Here is a 22,920-nt window from a genome sequence, read left to right as displayed (position 1 = left end):
GGTCAGCGGTGCTGGTCCGCCTCGTGGTCGGCGTGCTCCTCCGGTTCCAGCTGGAAGGTGGAGTGTGCGACGTCGAAATGATCGGCGAGGCATTCGGTGAGGGCGTCGAGGAGCTGGTCGGTGCGGTTCTCGCTGAAGACCACCCGATCCACCACGACATGCGCGGAGAACACGTCGGCCCCGGGCGTGATCGACCAGACATGCACGTCGTGCACCGACACCACGCCCGGCTTGGACAGCACGTGTTCGCGGATGAGCGCGACATCCGTTCCGCGGGGGGTGCCCTGGCTGAGCACGCGGATCACGTCCCGAAGCAGGCCGAGCGCCCGTGGCACGATCAGCGCGGCGATGGCGAGGGAGGCGATCGCATCGGCACGCTCGAACCCGGTGAGCAGGATGACGATGGCTGCCAGGATCACGGCGACGGATCCGACCAGGTCGCCGAGCACCTCGAGATAGGCGCCGCGCATGTTGATCGAATCCTTCGCTCCGCCGCGCAGCACGAGAAGCCCGGCGGTGTTCGCAATCGCCCCGAGCACGGCCACCCCCAGCATCAGGGGAGCCTGCACGGCCGCAACCGTCGGCTCGACAAGCCGCGTCACCGCCTCAACGACCACGAAACCCACTACCACCAGCAGGATGAGCCCGTTGGCGAGCGCCCCGAACACCTCTGCGCGCCGGTGACCGAAGGTGCGGGCATCCGTGGCCGGACGAGCCGCCATGGTCAGGGCGACCAGCGCGACGAGCAGCCCGGTGAGGTCGGAGAGCATGTGACCGGCGTCGGCGAACAGCGCGAGCGAGCCGGAGAGGATGCCGCCGATCACCTCCGCCACGAGGACGACGGCGACGATGCCGATGGTGATCAGCAGGCGCGCGCGATTCGCTCGGCCGGCCTGAGGATCCAGGCCGTGCGAGTGGCTGTGCCCGTGCGTGTCGCTCACACTGCCAGTCTAAGAAGTCACGGCTGTCAGAGCGGTCACTACCCCGTTCAGACGGGGAACACCAGAAGGGTGCTGCTCGCGGTGGCGATGAGCTTACCGTTCGAGTCGTGAACAGTGCCATCGGCGAAGGCGGCCCGGCTTCCCGGCTTCGTGACGATGCCGACAGCGGTGAGCTCGCCGGTGTCCGCGGTGACCGGACGAAGGTAGCTGATCTTGATCTCGAGCGAGGTGTAGCCCTGGCCCTTCGGCAACGTCGTCTGAACGGCGCATCCGAGCACCGAGTCGAGCAGGGTGCAGACCAGTCCGCCGTGAACCGTGCCGATGGGGTTGTAGTGCGATTCGTCGGGGTCGCAGGTGAAGGTGACCTTGCCCACCTCGACCCCCACCGGCCTCATCTTCATGAGGTTCACGATCGGCGGTGCGGGGATGCTGCCATCGAGGAGTCCCTGCATGTATTCGAGACCGGACATCGTCTTGGCGAGAGCGGCCCCGACCAGCGGATCCTCCCAGGTCACCGTCCGCGATCGATCGATAGGGGTGCTGCCGGAATCTGTGCTCATCGAGTAGGGCCTTTCCGCTTTCCAGCCTACGGCGGGGCGTACGGTGGTACTCACCCTGCACCACCGATGAGGACTATCGCTCATGGACGACGATACGGATGCCGCTCCGCTGCGAGCGCGGATCGCACTTCTCCGACGCCAGGTCTACTCTCGCGAGGGTGCGGAGTCCCCCCTTGGTCGACGCCGTCGACCCGGACTCCGGAGCATCCCTGCGCCTGCGCGCCAATGAACTCGAACTCCGGGATGCCGAACGCCAGCTGCGCAACCTGACCCAGCCGAACGACATCCCCGAGCCCCGCGTCGCCGCGGTCATCACTGACGCTCGGCAAGAAGAACCGCGCTCCGAGATCCTCCCGCACGAGACAGCGGAGCCGTTCACGCGGCCGTCGCGGCCGATTGGGCTCATCGCGGCGGCATCCGTCGTCGGGCTCCTGCTTGCGGCGGGAGGATTCATTCTCGGGCGCGTGCAACCACCGGAGGGCCCACCGGGGCCCGCCGCGACGAGCGCCAGCGCGGCCCCCAGCCCCTCGCCAGGACTCGCGGTGCTCGACTCAACGCAAACCCCAGAAGATGTACCGGCAGTCTTGCTCGGCTCCGGTATCGCACCATCCACGATCCGATCCTTCGGCAACTTCGGTTCCACCCCCCGCGACGCCCTCACCTACGTCGCGCGCACCGTCTCCGGCTTGGTCTGCCTTGCGGTGGTGCTCCCCGACCACACCAACAGCCTGACCTGCGTCTCAGAATCGCGCTTCTCCGCCGAGGGCCTGCGCCTGCGGCTGAGTACTGCGGAGACGGTACCGTCCCCCGACGACCAGGGCGTCGCCGAACCGGTGTATTACGAGTACTACTGGGTGAATGACGGATCTCTGAGCATGTCGTCCAATAGCCGCACCTTCGCTGTCGGCGACGGCACCTAGTGATGCGCCGCCGGGGAATTCATTCCCGGGCGCTGCGTTGACACCAGCATGGAACCGCGCGAATCGACAGCCCCGAGCTACGACTGGCTCTCCCTGCAGAAACAGGCCCACCGCGAATTCGGTGTGCGTCTCGGCCAGGTGACGGATTGGGATGCTCCCACTCCCGACACCGACTGGAGTGTGCGCGACCTGGTCGGCCACGTGGTGGAGGAGCAGCAGTGGGTGCCGCATCTGCTCGCCGGCAGTTCCGTCGCGGAGGCACAGCGTCGCATCCAGCCTCTCGGTGACGATCTTCGCGCGGAGTGGCGGCTGTACTCCCTCGCCGCCACCTCGGCCTGGGACGCCGCAGCACCGGACGCGCCGGTGAGCCTCTCCTTCGACACCGTCGCGGCCCACGAGTACCTGCGAGAGCAGGTGAGCGACGTCACCATCCACTCCTGGGACCTGGCACGGGCGGTCGGCGCCGACGAGACCCTCGACGACGATCTCGTCGCCGCGGTCTGGACGGTCTTCGAACCGCAACGCGACACCCTCGCGGCGAGCGGCCTGTTCGCCGCACCGGTGCCGCTGCCTGCCGATGCCTCCCTGCAGGTTCGCCTGCTCGCCCTCACCGGACGCGACGCCCGCTGAGGGACTAGAACCCCGCGACGGAGTGCGGGATGTAGTGCTCGGTCAGCACCGCGAGCTCGGCATCCGTGAGATCGAGCTCGACTGCGGCGACCGCGTCATCGAGATGCGAGAGTTTCGTCGCCCCGACGATCGGCGAGGACACCGCCGGCTGCTGGGCCACCCACGCGAGAGCCACCTGCGCGCGCGCGACCCCGCGCGCCTCCGCGACGGATGCCACGGCATCCGCGACCCGACGGTCGGAGTCCTCGGACTGGGAGTAGAGCGTCTTTCCGAACTCATCGGTCTCCGAGCGTGAGGAGGAGGCATCCCAGTCCCGGGTCAGCTTTCCCCGGGCGAGCGGGCTCCACGGCAGCACTCCGACTCCCTGGTCGAGGCAGTAGGGATGCATCTCCCGCTCCTCTTCGCGATTGATGAGGTTGTAGTGGTCCTGCATCGACACGAAGCGGGTCCAGCCGTTCAGATCTGCCGCGTGCTGGGCGGTGGCGAACTGCCAGGCGAACATAGAGGATGCCCCGATGTACCGGGCCTTGCCCGACTTGACGACGTCGTGCAGTGCCTCCATGGTCTCCTCGATCGGCACCCGGGGGTCCCAGCGGTGAATCTGGTAAAGGTCCACATAGTCCGTGCCGAGGCGACGGAGGCTCGCGTCGATCTGCTCCATGATGTGCCCGCGGGACAGTCCGCCCCCATTGGGACCGGGGCGCATCTTCCCGTGCACCTTGGTGGCGATCACGACCTCTTCTCGAGTCGCGAAGTCCTGGAGGGCGCGGCCGACGATCTCCTCACTCGAGCCGTTCGAATACACATTGGCCGTGTCGAAGGTGGTGATGCCCAGTTCGAGAGCGCGGCGGATGAACGGACGGCTCTGTTCCTCCGGCAGGCTCCACGAATGATTACCGCGATCCGGCTCGCCGTAGCTCATGCAGCCGAGGGTGACGGCCGAGATCTCGAGGCCGCTGTTTCCGAGAGAGGTGTATTCCATGGTCCCAGTCTGCTCCTCGTATCTCTTCCTCGCGAAACGGGACGACCGCGCAATACCATGGGCGCATGGTGGCCCACGCGTCGAAGCCGGTCATGCATTTCGCGACCTCCGCGGAATGGGAGGCCTGGCTGGAGGCGGAGGGATCGGAGTCCTCGGGCGTGCGTCTCAGACTGCGCAAGAAAGGGTCCACGATGCCGGGGATCGTCTACGCCGAAGCGCTGGACGTGGCCCTCTGCCACGGCTGGATCGACGGGCAGACCAATGCCTTCGACGCCGACTTCTCTCTGGTCTCCTTCACCCACCGTCGCGCCAGGAGCATGTGGTCGCAGGTCAATCGTGATCACATCGCGCGCCTGATGACCGAGGGACGCATGCGACCGGGTGGCCTCGCCGAGGTGGAGCGCGCCCGGGCCGATGGCCGCTGGGACGCCGCCTATCGCCAGAAGGGCGCCGAAGTTCCCGAAGACCTGCGGTCGGCTCTCGCGGCGGAACCCGTCGCCGCCGCCGCGTTCGCCGCGCTCTCCTCACAGAACCGGTTCGCGATCCTCTTCCGCATCGGCGCGGTCACGCGCGCGGCAACGCGATCGGCGAAGATCGAGAACGTGGTCGCCCTGCTCAGCCGCGGGGAGACGCCCTGACCGCACCGACCTCGAAAGGCGGGTGCGGGGAGGGTCACGTGGTGACGGGGGTGCGTGTTCTGCCGGGCATCCGCAGGGCATAGGCAGAGGCTCCGGCGAAGAAGACCGCGCCGACCGCGAAGGCCACCGGATACGAGACGGTGTCGGCGAGAAAGCCGGCGACGAGCGGGCCGATGATGGCGCCGAAGTCGGAGAACATCGAGAATACGGCGACCGGTCGACCGCCAGCGGCACCGGCGGCGTCCCCGACCGCCGCGGCAGGGGCCGTGCCCATGAACGCCGCCGCCACGCCATAGAGGCAGAGGAGGGCGGTGAGGGCGAGGAAGTTCGTGACGAAGGGGACTGCGGCGATGGTCACGGCGGCGACCGCGAAGGATCCGACGATCGCGGGCTTGCGGCCGACCACATCGATGAACCGCGCTGCCGGCGCGAGCGCGACGGTCTGGGCGACCGCGGAGAAGGCGAAGGCGATGCCGGTCCAGGCGCTCGGCCCCCGAAGCACCTCGACGATCAATACGGGCACCAGCGAATTGCGCACGCCGAAGGAGGTCCAGCCCTGGGCGAAGTTCGCGATGCAGGCGGCGCGGTATCCGCGGTCGCGCAACACCTCCCGGAAGGGGATGCTGACGGCAGCCCCGGAGTCCGTGGTCACGGCGACCGTGCGGGGCTTCAGCAACAGCACGCCGACGATGCCCGCGACCGCGAGGGTGCCGGCGTAGAAGAAGAACGGGGCGGTGAGCGAGATCGTCGCGAGCAGTCCACCGAGGGCCGGGCCGGTCATCCCGCCGATGAGGAACCCACCCTGGTAGAACCCGATCGACCGTGCCCGCATCGCGGTGGAGGTCGATCCGATCAGCAGGGTCATCGCCGACACGGTGAACATCGCCGAACCGATGCCGCCGATGCCCCGAAGGATCAGCAACTGCGGGTAGTTCTGGGCGAGGCCGACGAGGCCGCTCGAGAGCGCGACGATTCCGATCCCGATCGAGAGGATCGCCCTCTCCCCCGCCCAGTCGATCATCCGACCGCAGAAGGGACTGGAGACGAAACGCATCAGAGCGAAGGCCGAGACGACGGCCCCCACCTCCGCGTTGCCCACGCCGAAGCTGCGCACGTAGACGGGCAGCACCGGCACAACGACGCCGAAGCCCACCATCACGAAGAAGGCGATGACCCCGAGCACGATCACATCGCGGGACAGTCGGGGCTTCCGTGCCGAATCGACGCTCACGACGCGAGGATTCTGGCGAGCGGATGCATGACCCCAGCGTATTGCGAGCGACGACGGGTTGAACCACCGGCCACCGCGTGTACGGTCATTCTCATGAAGGCAACCAAGCAACTCTCCGACAACATGCAGTCCGTTCTCGTGGATCTCATCGAGCTCCACATCCAGGGCAAGCAGGCCCACTGGAACGTGGTGGGCACCAACTTCCGCGACACCCACCTCATCCTCGACGAGATCATCGACGCGGCCCGCGGTCTCTCCGACGAGATCGCCGAGCGGATGCGCGCTCTGCACGCCCTTCCCGACGGTCGCTCAGAGACCGTGAGCGCCACGACGACGCTGCCGAAGTTCCCGGCGGACCAGGTCGACACCTCGGAGGTCGTCAGCCTCATGACGGAGCGTCTCGACGCCGCGGCGGAAACCTGCCGCCGAGTGCACGACGAGGTCGACGAAGCGGATCCCACCACCGCAGACATCCTGCACAAGGTCATCGAGACCCTGGAGCAGTACGCCTGGATGGTGAGCGCCGAGAGCCTCAAGCCGCGCAAGCGCGACGCGAAGACCGGCCTCTAGTCCCGGTCACAGCTCGGCGGCGAGCAGGGCGACGGTGACGGAGCCGCCCTTGGTCTCCTGTTCGCCGACGCGCTCGAAGCCGAGACGCGCGTGGAACGCGAGAGACTCCGGATTCGGCGGGTCGAGGTTCACCTCGCAGGTCACCTCTCGCATTCCCTCGTGGCGTCCGAGCGCGAAGACGGCCCCGTAGAGGGCGCGCCCGATGCCGGAGCCACGCCGCGAGCCGTCGATCACGATGCGGTCGACGTAAAGGAAATCCGAACTGCGCGAGTCGAAGAAGCGGAAGTTCTCGCTGGAGTACTCGGCGCGAGGGCGCATTCCGATCACGAATCCGATGAGGGTGTCGCCGTCGCGGGCCGCGAGGGTGAATCCGGAGGCATCGAGCAGGGCTGCCATCTCCAGCTCGGAGGTGATGGGCACTGCCGGCGATGCCGCGTCGTTCAACTCCACGAGTCGCGGGATGTCGGAAGCGGTGAGAGAGTCGAAGGTCGTATCGTCTGGGGTCACTCCCCCAGTCTGCCGTGCCGTGAGCCGCATTTCGGCCGGCTACTTCTCGGCTGGCTATTTTTCGGCTGGCACAAAGATCCACAGGGCGATGTAGATCAGAAACTGCGGACCCGGCAGAAGGCAGGACAGGATGAACACCAGTCGAACGGCCGTCGCGCTCCAGCCGTAGCGGTTCGCGATCGCCGCACACACTCCCGCGATCACGCGGCCCGATTTCGGTCTCTTCAATTCAGCCATGAGTCCACCTTGGCCTCGGCAGCGGCGCGGCGCGAGGGGGTTATCCCCCGCAATCGGGCCACCGGGTGATGTAATCGGCAGATGCACCACCATCACACCACCATCCGACTCGTCATCATGCTCGCCGGCGGGGTCGCCGCCACTGTCGTCACCGGTAGTTTCGGCGAATGGACCTACGCGCCAACGGTCGGCTGGTGTGTCGCGGCGCTCCTGTATTCATCCCTGGTCTGGGTCCGCGTGGCGCGTCTCGATCCGACGGAGACCCGGGAGCGTGCCAGCCGGGAGGAGCCGGCCAGGGGGATCGCCGACCTGCTCGTGATCCTGCTCAGCATCGCGAGCCTGTTCTCCGTCGCCTTCGTGCTCGTTCAGGCCGCCCAGGCGAGCGGCATCGCCAAGGGGCTGCTCGCCACTCTCGCACTGGTGAGCGTCGCCCTGTCGTGGATTCTCCTCCACACCCTGTACACGCTTCGCTATGCCAGCCAGTACTACACGGCCGACAAGGGCATCGACTTCAACCAGGATCGGCCTCCGCAGTACACCGACTTCGCCTACGTCTCTTTCACCCTCGGCATGACCTACCAGGTGTCGGATACCGACATCACGAACCACACCGTGCGCGCGACGGTGCTGCGTCACACTCTGCTGTCGTTCGTATTCGGATCGGTCATCCTCGCCACGACGATCAACCTGGTGGCGGGGCTGTCCCACTGAGTTCCACGAGAGCGCCGGCTGCTGGCCCGGCACGGTCACGCTGCCGTCAGGCGGTCACGAAGTCGATCAGCTGCTCCACCCGGCCGAGCACCACGGGTTCAAGGTCCGCATACGTGCGCACCTCTCCGAGGATCCGTTGCCAGGCCCGCGCGATGTCCGCCTGGTCCTCGTGCGGCCACCCCAGGGCGGCGCAGATGCCGTGCTTCCACTCCACCGAACGGGGAATCTCCGGCCAGGCCGTCAGGCCGAGCCGGGCCGGCTTCACCGCCTGCCAGACGTCGACGAATGGGTGCCCGACCACGAGCACATGAGCGCCGAATGGACCACGAGCCACGGCCTCCGCGATTCGACTCTCCTTCGACCCGGCGACGAGGTGGTCGACGAGTACGCCGATCCGGCGGTCGGGCCCGGGCGCGAAGTCCCGCACGATGGCGTCGAGGTCGTCGATTCCCTCGAGGTATTCCACGACCACTCCCTCCACCCGCAGGTCAGCACCCCAGACCTTCTCGACGAGCTCCGCGTCGTGCCGACCCTCCACGAAGATGCGGCTCGGAAGGGCGACGCGCGCCTTCTGGTCAGCGACGACGAAGGACCCGGATGCCGTGCGCGCGGTGCCCTTCGCCGCGGCGACCGGCGCGGTGAGCACCACCGGCTCACCCTCGAGAAGGAACCCGCCCCCGAGGGGGAAGAGCCGCACGCCCCCGCGATAGTCCTCGAGGTGCACCAACTTGTTCTCGACCCGCAGGACCGCGCCGCAGAAGCCGGTGTCCGCCCACTCGATCACGAGGTCACGCTCGGCGGCGATCTGCCGGATCGCCTGACGTTTCGTTCCGCGCCAATCGCCGGCCAGAGCATCCTCGCCGTAGTCGCCGAAGCTCATTCCTGGTCGCTCACCGGTGGTGCGAGTTCGAGGAACTTCTCGTGCACCTGGGCGGAGGGAAAGGGTCCGCCGCCATCCGAATTGGTCTGGGGCTCGTCGAATTCGACCCACCACATCCGTCCACCGCCGCCGCGACCCCAGACGCCGGCAAGGGCGGATCCGCCGGAACGAACGATGACACCGCTCGGCTCGTCCGGCCAGGGCGCGAGTTCACCGGTGCCGGCGGCACGAACGACCACCTGTGCCCCGATGCCAAAATCGTCAGACATCGAGTGTGCGGATCTCGCGGGCCTAGCCGTCAACGCGCTTGAGCACGTGGAAGGGGATGGCGAGTGAGACCGCGACGCTCACGATGCCGGCGAAGAAGAGGATGCCGTGGGGAGCGTCCGGCTCGAAGGCGTAGCCCATGAGCACCATGCCGAGCAGGAAGAGCGCCAGCGCGATGACGAAAGCGATGATTTTCACGAAGGGTCCTCCTGGTGGATCGACAGCGGTGGATCCAGTCTACGGATCCACCGCTGGCGGGGCGGCGCGTGGGGCCGGCGCGGGCTACTTAGCCGGGCCCTGAGCCTCGATCGACACGTCGTTCCACTCGTCCCAGAGCGCGATCCGACCGGCGTAGTCCGCCTTGGCTGTGCCGAGCGGTGATTCACCGAAGAAGATCCGCAGTGGCGGACGGTCGGCATCCACGACCTTGAGGATGGCGCCGCGGGTGGCGACGGGATCCCCGGGAGCCGCGAAACGCTGCTTGCGCGCGGCATCGACCGCGTCGTGCAGCTCGGCGTAGTCCGGGAGCGCTTCGGAACGCGTGGAGGAGGATCCGCTCCAGTCCGTGGAGAAACCGCCCGGCTCCACGAGGGTCACGAAGATACCGAATCCGGCGACCTCTTGGGCGAGCGCCTGGGAGAAGCCCTCCAGCGCCCACTTGGAGGCGTGATAGATGCCGACGAGCGGGAACGCCGTGATGCCACCGATCGACGACACCTGGATGATGTGGCCGCTGCCCTGCGCCCGGAGGAACGGCAGAGCGGCCTGGGTCACCCACAGTGCCCCGAACAGGTTGGTCTCCATCTGGGCCCGTGCCTCGTCTTCGGTGATCTCCTCGATGAATCCGAAGTGACCGAAGCCGGCGTTGTTGATCACGACGTCGAGGCGCCCGAAATGCTCGTGCGCACGTGCGACCGCGGAGGTCGCGGCGTCCTTGTCCGTGACATCGAGCGCGATCGGCAGGATGGCGTCGCCGTACTTCTCGACGAGGTCTTCGAGGCTGTCGGTGTTGCGCGCCGTTGCGGCGACCCGGTCGCCACGATCGAGGGCGGCGATCGCCCATTCGCGGCCGAAGCCGCGCGAGGTACCGGTGATGAACCACACTTTTTCAGACATGTTCTCTCCTGTTTCTGGAGTGGGCGAATGCCAGAGATAACGGCACCGCGACGGTTCGGTATTCCCTAGGACTGCGAGCTGCCAGCTTTCACGGCGGAGAGCGGCTCCGCGACATCCTCAAGGGACTGCCGCTCTGCGTTGGTGCCGAAGATGAGCGCGACGATCCCACCGAAGATCATGATGCCCGCACCGAGAAGATAGCCGCCGGTGAGCGGACCGCGATCCTTGCCGTCTCCGATCAGGGCTCCGTAGACGACCGGGCCGAGCGCCCCGGCGAGTTGGCCGAGGGAGAAGAAATAGGAGATCGCCCGGCTGCGCAGCTCGAGCGGGAAGGTCTCGCTCACCGTCAGGTAGGCCGAAGACGCCCCCGCGGAGGCGAAGAAGAACGACACGCACCAGAAGATCGTCTGCGTTGTGGCATTGAGTACTCCCGCGCTGAACAGAAAGGCGGAGACCGCGAGCACCGCACCGGCGACGGCGTAGGTGAGGAAGATCATTTTGCGCCTTCCCCACGTGTCGAAGAGGTGACCGAGCAGCAGCGGTCCGGCCAGGTTGCCGATCGCGAAGGGGAAGAAGTACAGCGGCGTCGATCCGACCGGCACCTGGTAGAAGTTCTGCAGCACGAGCGCGTGGGTGAAGAAGATCGCGTTGTACATGAACGACTGGGTGACCATCATCACCGCTCCGGTGAAGGTGCGTTTGGGGTACTTGACGAAGAGCACCTTCACCATCGCGATGAACCCGACGCGACCGTGTGACTTCACGATGATCGCCTTGCTCTCGTCGACCTCCGACACATCGCCGCCCTCGTGGCGCACCCGTTCCTCGATATCGTCGACAGTCTTCTCTGCCTCGTTTTCGCGTCCGTGGCTCATCAGCCACCGGGGACTCTCCGGGATGTGCCGGCGAAGGTAGATGATCACGAGCCCGAGCACCGGGCCGATGAAGAAGCCGATGCGCCAGCCCCAGTTCTCGCTGACCAGCGCCGGATTGAGAAGGAAGAGGTTGGCTGCCGCCCCGAGCGCCGCCCCACCCCAGTACGTTCCGTTGATGGCGATATCCACCCGTCCGCGATAGTGGGAGGGGATGAGCTCGTCGATGGCGGAGTTGATCGCCGCGTACTCCCCGCCGATGCCGAGCCCGGCGATGAAGCGGAAGGCGAACAGGAACCACATGGTGGGAGAGAAGCCGGCGATCCCGCTGCCGATCAGGTAGATCAGCAGGGTGAGGATGAACATCCGGCGACGGCCGATGCGGTCCGGCAGCCAGCCGAAGAACAGCGCCCCCACGACCTGGCCGACGAGGTACACGGATCCGGCCGCGCCCACCTCGACGGCACTCATGTGGAGGTCTTTGGCGAATCCGGCCGAGGCAACGATCTGGATCTCGAGCCCGTCGAGGATCCAGGCGACCCCGAGGCCCACGACCACCGACCAGTGGAACCGGGTCCACGGAAGCCGGTCGAGCCGAGCCGGAACGAGACTGCTGACTTCCCTTGACACGTCTTCTGCTCGCGTGCGCGCCACGATTCTCTCCCTCTACCGCGCTCGTCGATGGGCACGGCAGTGTCAACCTATGCCCGGGGAGCATATTGGTCGGTGGGCTTGAAATCGGAGCCCGACAGGAGGATGGTCAGCGCGCGCTGAGCACCGAGAGCACATTTCCGGCGGGGTCGAGGAACCAGGCGATGTCGGGTCCGTTGCCCCGCACGATGCCCTTGCTGTCGCTCGGCATCAACTCGTGCGGGTAGATCTTCGTGGTGACTCCGCGGGCGTTGAGGTCATCGACGGCGGCCTCGACGTCGTCGACAGGAAAGTTGAGGATGGTGAAACTCGCGGGCGTGTGGTTGGGCTTCGAGTAGATGAGCACCATCGCTCCGCTGCCGAGAGTGAGCTCGAGAAAGCCCATGGCGTTTGTCGCGACGTCGAGACCGAGAGTCTCCCCGTAGAACGTGCGTGCCGCATCGATGTCATCGACCGAAAAGCCGCCGAATGCGCCGGTGGTGCTGAACATGGTGCCCTCCTGGTGGCTCGCCTGATTTCCCGCCCCGCCCCGCACCGCCAACACTGGCACGGAGCGCACCGATCCTGCCAGTCTTTCCGCACCGGATGTCACGGTCTCGACTACTGCCCGTCGTCGCCGACGCTCGCCGAGGTGTCCCCCGCCGTCAGGTCGCCTGTGCTCTGGGCCGCCGATCCGTCGACTATCGCCAGCTGTCGGTCGATGTCGGCGAGCGGATCGGCAGACGCACTCGCCGCCGGCGACGGCAGAGCCGCCGACGACGCCGGGCTCGGCACCGGACCCTCACGCCCCGCCGTGCCCGGGCGAGCGCCACACGCGGTGAGGCCGAGCACGAGGACGAGACCGGCGGCGGGGAGGGCCCACCGGGAGCGCATCACGTGAGTGCGGCCTTCACCGAGGCGACATCCGCCCGAGCCTTCTTCGCCGCGGCGGCCGCGGTCTTCACCGAGGCTCGAGTGGCGGCGAGGATCTCGTGATTGCTGTTGAACTGCTCGGGGGTCACCGAGAGAGCGAAGACTGAGACGCCGGAGACGGACTGCTGGGCCGACCGGATCTGGCTGGCGAGATCCGCCATCGTGGCGTCGATCGCTGGGGTGTCCTTCGAGGCGAGGGGGCCGGAGATGGCGGCGACCAGAGTCGCCTGGGCGGACAGGAGGGCCGGGATCGCGGCATCCTGGAGGCCGGACGCGGCGGCGGCATACAACGATTGCGGAATCGCGACGGCGAAGACCCGATACCCGGTGAAGATCGAGTGATAGTCGGCCTTCGCCACCGTGAGATCGGTGTCCGCCGCGATCTTCGCCGCGAGGGTGACCATCGCGGCGCGATCGCCGTTGAGAGTGCCAAGCACCCGGTCCTTGTCGGTCGCGCTCAGGTAGGCGTTGGCGGTCACCCGGGGAATGGCCTTATCCAGCGCGCTGATCCGCGCGGCGGTCGCGCCGGCCCCGAGGGCCTGCACCGACGACAGAGTGCGTGGCGCGGTCGTGGCCGGGGCAGAGGGTGCAGAACCGGCGGGCTCTGCGGCGAGGGCTGCACTGCACGACCCCACGAGGAGTGCCGCAGTGACGGTGGTTGCGAGGATGGATGCTGCGAGTGATGGTTTCATGATCGTGACTCTGCACGGCGATTGTTCGGCGCACATCCTGCGAATGTTCGGACCAGGTAAAGCCGAAGGGGTCACGCCGGCGGTCGCAGGAAGCCCGTCGTCACCAGTTCGCGGATGCTCGGCATCAGCTCCGCAGACAGGGCGGCCTCATCGACCTCGAGAAGTTGCGCGATGGCGGCGATGATCGCCCGAACGCTGAGCTCGCCGTCGCAGGCCCCGACCAGGGCCGCGAGGCCCGTATCGAGGGGCAGCGAGCGGCCGAATCCCCCGCCCTGCCTCAGGGTCATGACGGTGGGATCGGCGTCACCCGGCCAGTAGTGGCGATCCTCCGTGACATCCGGGGCCAGCTCCAGAGTCTCGCGGCCGAGTTGCTCGTCGGTGAGAGCGGACTGCCAGTCCCAGGCCGTCAGGGTCTCGGCGATGTGCACGCCAAGGCCACCCTCGATTGCGCTATCGAGTCGCTCAAGCCGGCGCAGCCCCCGTGTGGTCGCCCGCAGGGTGAGATAGCCGAAGCCCACGGCGGTCACGCCCCGCTGCTCGAAGTCGTCGAGCCAGGCCCCGTACAACCGGTCGAACTCTGGGCCGGGGCGGGTGCCGCCATCCCGGATCCAGGTCTCGGAATAGAGCGCCGCATCCTGCACCTCCCGCTCGACCACCCAGGCGTCGAGGCCGGTGGCGGAAACCCAGTCGCCGGCACGATCGAGGCCGTCGGCACCGTCGCGATACTCCCAATTGCCGAGAAGCTGGGCGATGCCACCGGGCTCGAGATGATCGGCCAGCCCATCGATGACCGACGCGACGAGCGCGTCTCCCACCATGCCGCCATCGCGATATTCATAGGAGGGGACGCCATCCGCGCGAGGCGTGATCACGAAGGGCGGGTTCGACACGATCTGGCCGAACCGCTCCCCCGCGACCGGGTCGAACAGGCTACCGAGCCGGAACTCGATGTTGCGGATGCCGTTCAACTCGGCGTTGAGCGCCGCGATCTCGAGCGCGCGAGGCGAGATGTCGGTCGCGACCACGCGGCTGGCATGACGCGCCGCGTGCATGGCCTGGATGCCGCAGCCGGTGCCGAGATCGAGCGCGGCATCCACGGTCCCACCGACCATGAGCCCGCTGAGGGTGAGAGACGCGCCGCCGACCCCGAGCACGTGATCCTCCCGCAGCGCCCCACCCACGGTGAGCTCACCGAGATCGCTGGCGATCCACCAGCTGCCGACGCCATGAGAGTCGACGAAGCTGTAGGGGCGCAGGTCGAGTATCGCGTGAACTCGGTCACCATCGACCGACACGAGGCCGAGTGCGAGAGCCCCGTCGAGGCCGAGCGAAGGTAGCGCCACAGCGAGCTGCCCCGCGGTCACCGGCATCCCCAGCACGAAGATCCGGGCGAGCACGCCGGCAGCCGTCTCTCCGGTCGGTCCGGTGAGAGCCCGGGAGGCGGGCACGCGCTGCCCACGGTGCAGGGCGGCATCCGCGCGGGTGCCCCACAGCGTGGTGAGGCCGTCGACGCTGAAACGGGCGGCGAGGAGATCGGATCGGAGTCGTTCTATCGGTTCGGAGTGCACCCCGCAAGTCAACTGCATGCGGGTTGATTTCGCGTGACCGCGGAGTATCACTGGGTGCATGACCAATTTCGGGTACACCCTCATGACCGAACAGAGCGGGCCGAAGCAGCTCGTGAACTACGCGGTGCAGGCCGAACGCATCGGCTTCGACTTCGAGGTGTCGAGCGATCACTATTCGCCCTGGCTCACCTCCCAGGGGCATGCCCCCTACGCCTGGTCCGTGCTCGGTGCCGTCGCCCAGGCCACCGAGAGAGTCGAACTCGCCACGTACGTGACCTGCCCCACGCTTCGGTACCACCCGGCGATCATCGCCCAGAAGGCCGCGACCATGCAGCTTCTGGCCGACGGACGATTCATCCTGGGTCTCGGCGCGGGCGAGAACCTCAACGAGCACGTCATCGGTGAGGGCTGGCCGCCGGTCGCCCAGCGCCAGGACATGCTCGCCGAGGCCATCACGATCATCCGCGAGCTGCACACCGGCGAGCTGGTCACCTGGCAGGGCGAGTACTTCCGCATCGATTCGGCCCGCATCTGGGACCTGCCCGACGGGGGCGTGCCGATCGGCGTCGCGGTGTCGGGCGACAAGTCGGTCGCCCGCTTCGCCCCTCTCGGCGACCACCTGATCACCACCGAGCCGGAGGCGGAACTGCTGGCTTCGTGGGCGAGGGTGCACGAGGGGCCGTCCCGGTCGATCGGCCAGATCCCGATCTGCTGGGGTCCGGACAGGGAGGCCGCCATCGAGATGGCCCACGACCAGTTCCGTTGGTTCGGGGGCGGCTGGTCCGTCAACGCCGACCTCCCGACGCCGGCCGGTTTCGAGGGAGCGAGCCAGTTCGTGCGGCCGGAGGATGTCGCCGACAGCATCCCGTGCGGTCCCGATCTCGACGAGATCGCGGACGCCGTCCGTGCGTACGCCGCGGCCGGATTCACCGATGTCGCCCTCGTGCAGGTCGGTGATGCCAACCAGCAGCGCTTCCTCGACGAGGCTGCCGGCCCGCTGTTGGAGAAGCTGCGGCGCTGACCACCCGGCAGCAGGCGATACGGTGGACTCTGCGGTGTCCAGACCCGCAGAACGAGGAGTTTCCATGGCCCAGACAACCGCGATCCTGTACACGATCCTCGGCGCGATCACCTTCTTCGGCGGCGCCGGCTTTCTCATCGCACTGATCGCGATGTCCAAGTCCTCTTCGCGCGACTGATCCGCTATCCCCTGGCGGGGTGACGGTAGTAGACACGCGCACCGTAGGCAGCCGGTATCGCCAGGGCGGCAACCCCGACCGAGAGCACCGTCGTCGCCGAGTACGGTGTGGCGACGGACGCGAGCAGCATCAGCGCGACGCCGATCCCCGCCTTCAGCAGGGGGCTCAGGCGCGCTCCGGTCGGCTCATCCGCAGCGCGATCCAGGGTGAGTTCGAGTAATGCGATCGCGACGAGAGTGATGCCGATGGCCGGGAGAATCGTGCCGGACGCGCCCTCCTCCCGCGAGAGCAGGGCCTCGCTGATGCTGACTCCCACAATCACCATGCCGATGAGCATCGCAATGTGCAGGTACACCCACACCAACGCGATCACGAAGTCCGGTTTGGTGGGACGCCTCGCCACGAAGTCGAAGTAGACCCACCAGAGCCCGAAGCCGATGGCCAATCCGAGAATCGCGTCGGCGATGGTCGGCACCGAGACATCCGTCGCCTCGTTCGCGGTTGCGACACCCTGGATCACGCTCGCCACCACCTCGCCGAGCACGATGAGGGTGAGCAGACCAAACCGCTCGGGGAACTTGTCCCGGCTGATGCCCGGAAGTCCGAACTGGAATCGCGCGGTGACGGCGGGTGCGGCGATGTCGACGAGCACCGCGAAGCCCCACAGCGCCAGGCGCCAGGCCTCGTCCACCGCGAGACTCACCCCGATCAGGGCGAACGACGCGCCATATCCCGCCGTGAATCCGGCGGCCGCCCGGCGGAATCGCGGCTCGTGCCGCCCCGCGCGCAGCCACATCACCATGTTGAGGCCGCGTGCGAGCAGGAAGGATGCCGCGAAGCCCAGGTAGTTGTGACCGAGCCCGTCCTCTCCCCAGACGGCGAGGCCCGCGACGGTCAGGATGCCGAGAAAGGTGAACAGTCGATTCTCGAGGCCGTGGGACTCGAACCTCTCCGTGTAGTACGTGAACCCGTTCCAGACCCAGAAGACGGCAACGAACTGCAGGACGAACCGCAGCAGAGGCTCGGAGTGCGCGCTGTCCTCGAGGCCGTGGGCGAGCACAGAGATGATGACCACGAAGACGAGGTCGATGAAGAGTTCGACCCAGCCGACCGGCCGATGCGCATCCGCGTCGTCACGAAGGACCGCACGCTGCCAGGCCCCCCGCTGGTTCGACCCTGGTGCCTGCACGGTGTGCCCGTGTGCCCGTATGCCCGTGTGCTCGTACCGGTGATCAGCCGTCGACGGCCAGGGCGGACGGTGCGACCGTGAGCATCCGACCGCACCTCAGGATCTGGCGGGTGTCGATCCGGGCGACTCCGACAGCAGTCACTCGCCTCCAGCAGGAGAAGGGTGCGGTCAGGAGTGCTGCCCGCGATTCCGGCCGAGCCGAAGCGGCGGGGACAGTCAGCGCAGCCGGGGCGAACATGGCTTCATCGTGAACGACCTGCGTCACGCTCCGGTAGGCGCGAACCGAATGCGGCTGGGGGCGGATTACGCTGGAAACAACCATCGGCACCGCTGCGGAGCCGCTGCCCGGAGGAGGCCATGAAACCGCTCAACGAAACCGACATCCGTCGCAGCATCGTCAACGCCTCCAAGGGCGAGATCGAGCGGATGCCCCTCCCGGGCCTGCACGAAGTGCTCTGGGGGGAGCGGGAGTATCTCGGCTGGCGGGATCACGGTGCGCCGCTGCGCGGCTACCTCGTGCACTGGGTCGACGATCGGCCGGTCGGCATCGTGCTCCGGGCCTCCGGCGCGAGCATGCGACCGGGTATTTCGGCGATGTGTTCGCTCTGCCGCACGCCCCAGCCGTCCGACCAGGTCGCGCTGTTCTCCGCCGCGCGAGCGGGCCAGTCCGGCCGCGACGGCAACACGGTGGGAACCTACATCTGCGCAGACCTTGCCTGCTCGCTCATCATCCGCATCATGCCGCCCGCATCGCCGATGCAACCGGATCCCGCCGAGGTCGTCGCCAAACGCGCCGAGGGCCTGCTCTCACGGGTGCAGAACTTCACCGCCGACATCATGAAGACGGTCTGACCCTTCCCCCGCCCGCGCCCCGCTCCCTGATTGTTCCCCTCCGTCGGGATTGATCCGGATCGCGGCGGCCCACAGCCGACACAGCGGAACAATCGCGATGAGCGAGGGGAGCCCCGAGGACGACGAAGGCCCGGGACACGCTCGTTTCGAGCGATGCCCCGGGCCTCCGGTCGAACTCAGCCGTTGGGCTTGTTCGCTGCCTTGGTCTTCTTGTCGGCGCGCTTCTCTTTGAGTGACTTCGACGCCGCCGTCTTCGAGGTTGACTTTTTCGGTGACTTGTCGGCCATGGTGAGCTCCCTCGGATCGGGAGCCCGATTGGCTCCCCGTGTGCCTTGAGAATACGCCGTCTTCCGGGGCGTCGCACGCGCACTGTCGAGGTGGACGTCGAGAGCTCTGACACCGCGCGGTCGATCGAGTTCTACTGTGGCCTGCTCGGCTGGACCCAGGAAACCGCCGGTGCCGAGTTCAACGACTACGTCCCCTTTTCGAAGAACGGCCACCGGGTCGCCGGCATGGTCGCCAACCAGTCCGGCACACCCGACCTGTGGACCGTCTCCCTCAAGACGGCGGATGCCGACGCAACGGGCGCTGCGATCGTCGAGCATGGCGGTCAGGTGGTCTTCAACCACGCGGTGCCCGGGCGGGGAACGATGGTCGGTCTCGCCGGCATCTTGGACGCCACCGGCTACCTGGCTGCGAGGCAGACGGCCCATTGGATGCCCTACTTCGGCGTCGAGGATGCGGATGCCGCGGCATCCGTCGTCACCGGACTGGGCGGCACCCAGCTCGACCCGGTCACCGATTCGCCCTTCGGCCGGATGGCCCACCTCGAGGATGCGACCGGCGTCCCGCTCACGATCATCCAGGTGGGGCGACCGTGACGGAGCTCCGGTTCAGCTGCGGCGAGCGCGAAGGCGCAGAAGAAGCTGGCCGATGGCGCGCCAGCCGAGCAGGAATATCGCCAGCACCACGGTCGTGACGATCACGAATCCGATCTGCACACCCTGTCCGGACACCGCGCGCAGGAGCATACCGACGATCACCGTCGCCGCCCAGATCGTGAGCCCGGACCACCGGAGGGCCAGCGGCGTCCGCCAGGCGCGGGCGCCGATCCATCCGATCACCAGCCCCGCGAGGAACGGCCAGAGCGTCACCAGCGTGCCGAGGGGGCCCTCATTATGACTCGCGCGGCCGATCAGCACGAACGCGCCGACGAGCACGACATCGAGGAGGAAGGCGAGCAGCGGGATGATTTTCACCTCGCCACCCTACGCGACGCCTACTGAGGATCGTCGTCCGGGGGCACCGGGATCGAGCTGGTCACCGGATCCCCGGTCGTCGCGTCCATGACCTTCTGACCGGGCGGCAGGTTAGAGCGGTCCGGCGCGATGACCTCGGCCATGCGCCCGGAGTCCGGCAGGCCAAAGGTGGGGATGCGACCCTCACCGGGTGCGAGCACCAGGTCGTCGGAGCGGCGTGGAAGCGTCTTGCCCTGGAAGAATTCGGGCTGACGCAGGAACCAGAGGAACATCAGCACGGCACCGAGCAGCAGTCCGATGACTCCGACGACCGCCGTCGCACCGATGCCGAAGATCGTGACGTTGTTGCCCTTCGCGTCCTGAATCCAGTCGGGAAGGGCGAACTGCTGCAGACCGTAGACGAACACGAGGAGCAGCATCGCCCCACCGACGAAGGGGAAGAGCCCCCGCATGATGAAGTGGCGGAACGACGAGGTGAGCGTCTTGCGATAGAACCAGACGCAGGCAAAGCCGGTGAGGCCGTAGTAGAACGCGATCATCAGTCCGATGGATCCGACCAGGGCCTGCAGCAGTGTGTCTGCACCGATCAGAGTGAACACCAGGTAGAACGCCGCCGAAATGATCCCCATACCGATCGTTGACCAGGTGGGCGTGAGGTACTTCGGGTGGATGCGCGCGAACTTCGACGGGATCGCACGGTAGACGGCCATGGAGAGCGCGGTGCGTGCCGTCGGCAGGATCGTGGTCTGCGTGGAGGCTGACGCCGAGGTGAGGATCGACGCGGCGAGCAGCAGGAGCAGGATGTGCCCGATGAGGCTGTTGCCGAACAGGTCCGGACCGACAGCGGAGAACACGTCGCTCGCGTTGTCCGGGTTTCCGAGACCGACGCCCTTGGTTCCCACCCCGGCGAAGGCGACGACCGCGACGGCGACGAGGGCGTAGGTCACGAGCAGCAGAAGGGTGCTGATGATGGCGGCACGACCGGGTGTCTTGGCCGGTTCGGCGGTCTCCTCGTTGACCGAGACGGCGGTGTCCCATCCCCAGTAGATGAAGATCGCGGTGAGCATGGCAGGGGCGATCACCTTGGTGAAGTCGAGGGTGAAGGGATTGAACCAGTCGAGGCTGGGCACCAGCGAGTAGGTCTCGGCATTGCCGGAGTACACGCGCACGAGCGCGAAGATGGCGAAGGCGATGAGGATGATCACCTCGATACTGAGCAGGAAGTACTGCAGGCGCGCCGAGATTTCGATGCCGCGATAGCAGATCCAGGTCATCAGGGTGATCCAGAGCAGGCCAGCGACTGTCGACCAGAGCGTGCTGCTCGACAGGTCGGCCATGCCGGGGACCCCGAATTCTCCGAGGAGCGTGAAGGTGTACGAGCCCGCGATCTGAGCGAGATTCGCCATCACGATGACATCGGCGACGATGATGCCCCAGCCGCCCATCCAGCCGGTGATCGGGCCAAAGGCCCGCGTCGCCCAGGTGAAGGTCGTGCCGCAGTCGGGCTCGGCCTTGTTGAGCTCCTGGTAGGCGACGGCGATGAGGTACATGGGGATGAAGGCGAGAAGCACGATGCCGGGAGCCTTCACCCCGGCGAGGAGCGCGCCACCACTCGCGACGATGAAACCGAGACTCGCGGCGAGGCTGTAGGCCGGAGCGGTGGATGCCACCCCCATCACGATGCTCGAGATGAGTCCGAGGGAGCCACCCTTCAGGCCCTTGCTGTCCACATCGTTCGTGGACGGAACGGTTGCGGTCATGCGCACACTCCTTGCGTGAAGGCCGCAGACAGAACGGCACAGCCTGGTAGCCAGAATCGCTCGTCGTCGAACGCCCTGTGCGGCTCACACTAGTACTTCAGCGCGCCAATTCCGAAGAGTTTTTGCTACGGATTCGATTGCATGAGGGTCGCGAATACGACGAGATTCTCCGTATAGTGTCCCGTCGAGCGATCAAATGGCCCGTCGCAGGTGATCAGTCGAAGTTGCGGGGTCGGCACGGTGCCGTAGACGGCATCGGTGGGGAAGGCCGCTTTCGGCACGAGGGAACTCGATGCGACGACGAAACCCACGGAGGTGCCATCCGAGAGGCCAACGCTGATGGCGTCTCCGGGCACCAGCTCGGGAAGGTGCTCGAACACGGCGGGGCTGACCACAGAATCGAGGTGGCCGGCGATCACCGCCGGCCCGATGCGGCCGGGCAGCACTCCCCCGGAGAACCAGCCGGCACGATCGAAATCGGTCGGAGGATGAAGGACGCCGTTCGAGTCGACGGCGAGGGACTCGAGGTCCGTCGACACCCCGATCGCCGGAATGTCGAGGTGGGTCGCCACGATGCCGGCTCGGGGCGGAGCATCCGTCGTCGCGATGGGATCCTGGAGGGGCCCTCCGGAGCCGGTCGAGTCCGCGACCGGCTGCTGGAGCTCTCCTGCACCACTGATGTGGGCGGCGGCGACCGGGCCGACACCCTGCACCCCGGCGATGACGAGGGCGGCCGACAGGCCGAGGGCCGTTCCGCCCGCGAGGATGCCCGCTACCCAGGGTGCACGGCTGACCCGAGCGTGACGGCCGCTCATCGCAGCATCTCGGGCGCAACGTTCGCCGCAGTGAGGCGTGTCGTGGCGCTGCTCGACGAGGCATGGCGAGCGAGGAATCCACCGCCCGTCTGCACGGCACCGAGAGGAATCTGCTCGGCTGCGGCACTGTCCACGATCGGGCGGGCGGTGAGAGCGCCCCGGGCGGTGTCGAGGACGACCAGGGTGGTGACGGAACCGGGGACGAGGGACACCGTGGTGCTGAAGTCCCGTGCCTTCGCCTGGAGCAGGAGGGTCCAGGTACCCGCCGGCACGTCGATGTACCCCGTCGCGGTGCCGCCGCGAGCGTTTCTTGCGATGGTCGTGCCCGTGGAGGTGACGACCGAGACGGTGGGTACCATCGCTGAGGCCTGGAGCAGACGGATGCGGGCGATGCCCGGTGCCGGCGTGGCCAGTTCGTCGGGGAAGGCCGTGAGCTGCAGCCGTGCGTTTCGCCCGTAGGCGGCGACAGTGGTGCTCTGCCCCTCCACAACGGTCACGGAGGAGCGGGCGACGGGAGTGCTCGAGGCTCGCGACCCGGCGCGCGTCATGGTGACGAGGTACGTGCCGGGTGAGAGGGGCTGGTAGGCGGAGATCGCGCCGTACGCGACAGAGTCGAGTCGCACCACGGCGGAATCCCGTCCGAGCTGGGTGAGGCGCACATCCACGGACCGGGTGTCGGGCGAGAGGTGCGCGACCCGCACCCATCCGGTCTGCGGCGCCGGAGACGCGAGCGCGGGACTCGCCCCAGCGATGGTGGTGAGTGCGATGATCGCGAAAGCGACCAGCGCGGGGACGAGGCGCCGCGGATTCGGCCGGGTATTCGACTGTGGCATGGGTAAGTCCTCCACGTCGCCGCGTGTCGGGTCGAGATGTCGGGTCACGATGTCGGGTCAAGATGTCGGGTGAAGGCGGTTCGGGTGCTACGACGACGTATTCCGGTTATTCGGAGCGCCTTCGAGGA

General features: G+C 67.3%; 28 protein-coding genes. 8 read left to right on the top strand and 20 right to left on the bottom strand.

The genetic code is table 11. From position 1 onward, the window contains the following. Positions 1-2 precede the first annotated feature (2 nt). Positions 3-941, bottom strand: coding sequence for a cation diffusion facilitator family transporter (locus tag ABIB54_RS07450; protein ID WP_354574884.1), 939 nt, complete (start codon positions 939-941; stop codon positions 3-5). A 47-nt stretch (positions 942-988) separates the two neighbouring features. Beyond that, positions 989-1,501, bottom strand: coding sequence for a PaaI family thioesterase (locus ABIB54_RS07445; RefSeq protein WP_354574883.1), 513 nt, complete (start codon positions 1,499-1,501; stop codon positions 989-991). A gap of 158 nt (positions 1,502-1,659) precedes the next feature. Between ABIB54_RS07445 and ABIB54_RS07440 the strand changes: the two genes are divergently transcribed. After that, positions 1,660-2,421 carry a hypothetical protein gene (locus ABIB54_RS07440; protein WP_354574882.1) on the top strand — a complete coding sequence of 254 codons (762 nt, stop codon included), beginning with the start codon at positions 1,660-1,662 and terminating at the stop codon, positions 2,419-2,421. A gap of 48 nt (positions 2,422-2,469) precedes the next feature. Further along, positions 2,470-3,051: a TIGR03086 family metal-binding protein gene (locus ABIB54_RS07435; protein ID WP_354574881.1), complete on the top strand. Its 582-nt coding sequence runs from the start codon at positions 2,470-2,472 to the stop codon at positions 3,049-3,051. 4 nt (positions 3,052-3,055) lie between these two features. Here ABIB54_RS07435 and ABIB54_RS07430 read toward each other — a convergent pair whose 3' ends face one another. Further along, the gene (locus tag ABIB54_RS07430) at positions 3,056-4,033 is read right to left on the bottom strand and encodes an aldo/keto reductase (RefSeq protein WP_354574880.1); all 978 of its coding nucleotides are present in this window, start codon (positions 4,031-4,033) and stop codon (positions 3,056-3,058) included. A 65-nt stretch (positions 4,034-4,098) separates the two neighbouring features. Here ABIB54_RS07430 and ABIB54_RS07425 point away from each other — a divergent pair, with 65 nt between their 5' ends. Further along, positions 4,099-4,671, top strand: a complete 573-nt coding sequence (locus tag ABIB54_RS07425) for a YdeI/OmpD-associated family protein (RefSeq protein WP_354574879.1) — start codon at positions 4,099-4,101, stop codon at positions 4,669-4,671. Between the two features lie 34 nt (positions 4,672-4,705). Here the strand turns inward: ABIB54_RS07425 and ABIB54_RS07420 are convergent, their stop codons facing one another. Beyond that, positions 4,706-5,902 (bottom strand): MFS transporter, encoded by a 1,197-nt coding sequence (locus ABIB54_RS07420; RefSeq protein ID WP_354574878.1) that lies wholly within the window; start codon positions 5,900-5,902, stop codon positions 4,706-4,708. Positions 5,903-5,995: 93 nt separating this feature from the next. Between ABIB54_RS07420 and ABIB54_RS07415 the strand changes: the two genes are divergently transcribed. Continuing rightward, on the top strand, positions 5,996-6,472 hold the full coding sequence (locus ABIB54_RS07415) for a Dps family protein (protein WP_354574877.1): 477 nt from the start codon (positions 5,996-5,998) through the stop codon (positions 6,470-6,472). A gap of 6 nt (positions 6,473-6,478) precedes the next feature. Here the strand turns inward: ABIB54_RS07415 and ABIB54_RS07410 are convergent, their stop codons facing one another. Together ABIB54_RS07410 and ABIB54_RS07405 are read right to left on the bottom strand one after the other, a co-directional pair. After that, a complete protein-coding gene (locus tag ABIB54_RS07410) occupies positions 6,479-6,979 on the bottom strand; it encodes a GNAT family N-acetyltransferase (protein WP_354574876.1) in 501 nt (166 codons plus the stop codon). Between the two features lie 54 nt (positions 6,980-7,033). After that, positions 7,034-7,216 (bottom strand): PspC domain-containing protein, encoded by a 183-nt coding sequence (locus ABIB54_RS07405; protein ID WP_354574875.1) that lies wholly within the window; start codon positions 7,214-7,216, stop codon positions 7,034-7,036. Positions 7,217-7,297: 81 nt separating this feature from the next. Between ABIB54_RS07405 and ABIB54_RS07400 the strand changes: the two genes are divergently transcribed. Then, entirely contained in the window at positions 7,298-7,927 is a 630-nt protein-coding gene (locus tag ABIB54_RS07400) for a DUF1345 domain-containing protein (RefSeq protein ID WP_354574874.1), read from the top strand. Positions 7,928-7,973: 46 nt separating this feature from the next. On the opposite strand, the gene ABIB54_RS07395 is transcribed toward ABIB54_RS07400, so the two are convergent. The 9 genes from ABIB54_RS07395 to ABIB54_RS07355 all read right to left on the bottom strand — a co-directional run bounded on the left by ABIB54_RS07395 (position 7,974) and on the right by ABIB54_RS07355 (position 14,885). Next, positions 7,974-8,807 carry a DUF3097 domain-containing protein gene (locus ABIB54_RS07395; protein WP_354574873.1) on the bottom strand — a complete coding sequence of 278 codons (834 nt, stop codon included), beginning with the start codon at positions 8,805-8,807 and terminating at the stop codon, positions 7,974-7,976. Continuing rightward, the gene (locus ABIB54_RS07390; protein ID WP_354574872.1) at positions 8,804-9,076 is read right to left on the bottom strand and encodes a hypothetical protein; all 273 of its coding nucleotides are present in this window, start codon (positions 9,074-9,076) and stop codon (positions 8,804-8,806) included. The genes ABIB54_RS07395 and ABIB54_RS07390 overlap by 4 nt, the downstream gene beginning before the upstream one ends. A gap of 22 nt (positions 9,077-9,098) precedes the next feature. Further along, entirely contained in the window at positions 9,099-9,272 is a 174-nt protein-coding gene (locus ABIB54_RS07385) for a hypothetical protein (protein WP_354574871.1), read from the bottom strand. A gap of 84 nt (positions 9,273-9,356) precedes the next feature. Further along, entirely contained in the window at positions 9,357-10,190 is an 834-nt protein-coding gene (locus ABIB54_RS07380; protein WP_354574870.1) for an SDR family oxidoreductase, read from the bottom strand. Positions 10,191-10,255: 65 nt separating this feature from the next. Beyond that, positions 10,256-11,716, bottom strand: coding sequence for an MFS transporter (locus ABIB54_RS07375; protein WP_354574869.1), 1,461 nt, complete (start codon positions 11,714-11,716; stop codon positions 10,256-10,258). 106 nt (positions 11,717-11,822) lie between these two features. Continuing rightward, positions 11,823-12,203 (bottom strand): VOC family protein, encoded by a 381-nt coding sequence (locus tag ABIB54_RS07370; RefSeq protein ID WP_354574868.1) that lies wholly within the window; start codon positions 12,201-12,203, stop codon positions 11,823-11,825. Between the two features lie 110 nt (positions 12,204-12,313). Next, a complete protein-coding gene (locus ABIB54_RS07365; RefSeq protein ID WP_354574867.1) occupies positions 12,314-12,589 on the bottom strand; it encodes a hypothetical protein in 276 nt (91 codons plus the stop codon). After that, positions 12,586-13,317, bottom strand: coding sequence for a hypothetical protein (locus ABIB54_RS07360; protein WP_354574866.1), 732 nt, complete (start codon positions 13,315-13,317; stop codon positions 12,586-12,588). The genes ABIB54_RS07365 and ABIB54_RS07360 overlap by 4 nt, the downstream gene beginning before the upstream one ends. Before the next feature lie 71 nt (positions 13,318-13,388). Continuing rightward, complete coding sequence (locus ABIB54_RS07355) at positions 13,389-14,885, bottom strand: DUF7059 domain-containing protein (protein ID WP_354574865.1); 1,497 nt, start codon at positions 14,883-14,885, stop codon at positions 13,389-13,391. A 58-nt stretch (positions 14,886-14,943) separates the two neighbouring features. On the opposite strand from ABIB54_RS07355, the gene ABIB54_RS07350 reads away from it, so the two are divergent. Next, positions 14,944-15,906, top strand: a complete 963-nt coding sequence (locus tag ABIB54_RS07350; RefSeq protein WP_354574864.1) for a TIGR03557 family F420-dependent LLM class oxidoreductase — start codon at positions 14,944-14,946, stop codon at positions 15,904-15,906. 182 nt (positions 15,907-16,088) lie between these two features. Here the strand turns inward: ABIB54_RS07350 and ABIB54_RS07345 are convergent, their stop codons facing one another. After that, on the bottom strand, positions 16,089-17,273 hold the full coding sequence (locus ABIB54_RS07345) for a low temperature requirement protein A (protein WP_354574863.1): 1,185 nt from the start codon (positions 17,271-17,273) through the stop codon (positions 16,089-16,091). A gap of 357 nt (positions 17,274-17,630) precedes the next feature. On the opposite strand from ABIB54_RS07345, the gene ABIB54_RS07340 reads away from it, so the two are divergent. Together ABIB54_RS07340 and ABIB54_RS07335 are read left to right on the top strand one after the other, a co-directional pair. After that, positions 17,631-18,125: an FBP domain-containing protein gene (locus ABIB54_RS07340; RefSeq protein WP_354574862.1), complete on the top strand. Its 495-nt coding sequence runs from the start codon at positions 17,631-17,633 to the stop codon at positions 18,123-18,125. Between the two features lie 377 nt (positions 18,126-18,502). Beyond that, the gene (locus ABIB54_RS07335) at positions 18,503-19,006 is read left to right on the top strand and encodes a VOC family protein (protein WP_354574861.1); all 504 of its coding nucleotides are present in this window, start codon (positions 18,503-18,505) and stop codon (positions 19,004-19,006) included. A gap of 12 nt (positions 19,007-19,018) precedes the next feature. On the opposite strand, the gene ABIB54_RS07330 is transcribed toward ABIB54_RS07335, so the two are convergent. The 4 genes from ABIB54_RS07330 to ABIB54_RS07315 form a co-directional block, all read right to left on the bottom strand. Further along, positions 19,019-19,384 (bottom strand): DUF3054 domain-containing protein, encoded by a 366-nt coding sequence (locus ABIB54_RS07330; RefSeq protein ID WP_354574860.1) that lies wholly within the window; start codon positions 19,382-19,384, stop codon positions 19,019-19,021. 20 nt (positions 19,385-19,404) lie between these two features. Continuing rightward, positions 19,405-21,144 (bottom strand): APC family permease, encoded by a 1,740-nt coding sequence (locus tag ABIB54_RS07325; RefSeq protein ID WP_354574859.1) that lies wholly within the window; start codon positions 21,142-21,144, stop codon positions 19,405-19,407. Between the two features lie 125 nt (positions 21,145-21,269). Further along, positions 21,270-21,959, bottom strand: a complete 690-nt coding sequence (locus tag ABIB54_RS07320) for a class F sortase (protein WP_354574858.1) — start codon at positions 21,957-21,959, stop codon at positions 21,270-21,272. After that, positions 21,956-22,792 (bottom strand): DUF4397 domain-containing protein, encoded by an 837-nt coding sequence (locus ABIB54_RS07315; RefSeq protein ID WP_354574857.1) that lies wholly within the window; start codon positions 22,790-22,792, stop codon positions 21,956-21,958. The genes ABIB54_RS07320 and ABIB54_RS07315 overlap by 4 nt, the downstream gene beginning before the upstream one ends. Positions 22,793-22,920: the final 128 nt, after the last annotated feature.

The sequence above is a fragment of the Frigoribacterium sp. UYMn621 genome (assembly GCF_040549525.1).
Classification (GTDB): domain Bacteria; phylum Actinomycetota; class Actinomycetes; order Actinomycetales; family Microbacteriaceae; genus Lacisediminihabitans.
The sequence above is the reverse complement of the archived record's forward strand: the minus strand, read 5'-3'. Positions and strand labels throughout refer to the sequence as shown.

Coding starts and splice junctions, on each gene's coding strand:
- ABIB54_RS07415 (WP_354574877.1), top strand. CDS start 5,996: ATGAAGGCAACCAAGCAACTCTCCGACAACATGCAGTCCGTTCTCGTG.
- ABIB54_RS07380 (WP_354574870.1), bottom strand. CDS start 10,190: ATGTCTGAAAAAGTGTGGTTCATCACCGGTACCTCGCGCGGCTTCGGC.
- ABIB54_RS07425 (WP_354574879.1), top strand. CDS start 4,099: ATGGTGGCCCACGCGTCGAAGCCGGTCATGCATTTCGCGACCTCCGCG.
- ABIB54_RS07430 (WP_354574880.1), bottom strand. CDS start 4,033: ATGGAATACACCTCTCTCGGAAACAGCGGCCTCGAGATCTCGGCCGTC.
- ABIB54_RS07325 (WP_354574859.1), bottom strand. CDS start 21,144: ATGACCGCAACCGTTCCGTCCACGAACGATGTGGACAGCAAGGGCCTG.
- ABIB54_RS07315 (WP_354574857.1), bottom strand. CDS start 22,792: ATGCCACAGTCGAATACCCGGCCGAATCCGCGGCGCCTCGTCCCCGCG.
- ABIB54_RS07370 (WP_354574868.1), bottom strand. CDS start 12,203: ATGTTCAGCACCACCGGCGCATTCGGCGGCTTTTCGGTCGATGACATC.
- ABIB54_RS07350 (WP_354574864.1), top strand. CDS start 14,944: ATGACCAATTTCGGGTACACCCTCATGACCGAACAGAGCGGGCCGAAG.
- ABIB54_RS07435 (WP_354574881.1), top strand. CDS start 2,470: ATGGAACCGCGCGAATCGACAGCCCCGAGCTACGACTGGCTCTCCCTG.
- ABIB54_RS07340 (WP_354574862.1), top strand. CDS start 17,631: ATGAAACCGCTCAACGAAACCGACATCCGTCGCAGCATCGTCAACGCC.
- ABIB54_RS07445 (WP_354574883.1), bottom strand. CDS start 1,501: ATGAGCACAGATTCCGGCAGCACCCCTATCGATCGATCGCGGACGGTG.
- ABIB54_RS07395 (WP_354574873.1), bottom strand. CDS start 8,807: ATGAGCTTCGGCGACTACGGCGAGGATGCTCTGGCCGGCGATTGGCGC.
- ABIB54_RS07390 (WP_354574872.1), bottom strand. CDS start 9,076: ATGTCTGACGATTTTGGCATCGGGGCACAGGTGGTCGTTCGTGCCGCC.
- ABIB54_RS07360 (WP_354574866.1), bottom strand. CDS start 13,317: ATGAAACCATCACTCGCAGCATCCATCCTCGCAACCACCGTCACTGCG.
- ABIB54_RS07320 (WP_354574858.1), bottom strand. CDS start 21,959: ATGAGCGGCCGTCACGCTCGGGTCAGCCGTGCACCCTGGGTAGCGGGC.
- ABIB54_RS07400 (WP_354574874.1), top strand. CDS start 7,298: ATGCACCACCATCACACCACCATCCGACTCGTCATCATGCTCGCCGGC.
- ABIB54_RS07405 (WP_354574875.1), bottom strand. CDS start 7,216: ATGGCTGAATTGAAGAGACCGAAATCGGGCCGCGTGATCGCGGGAGTG.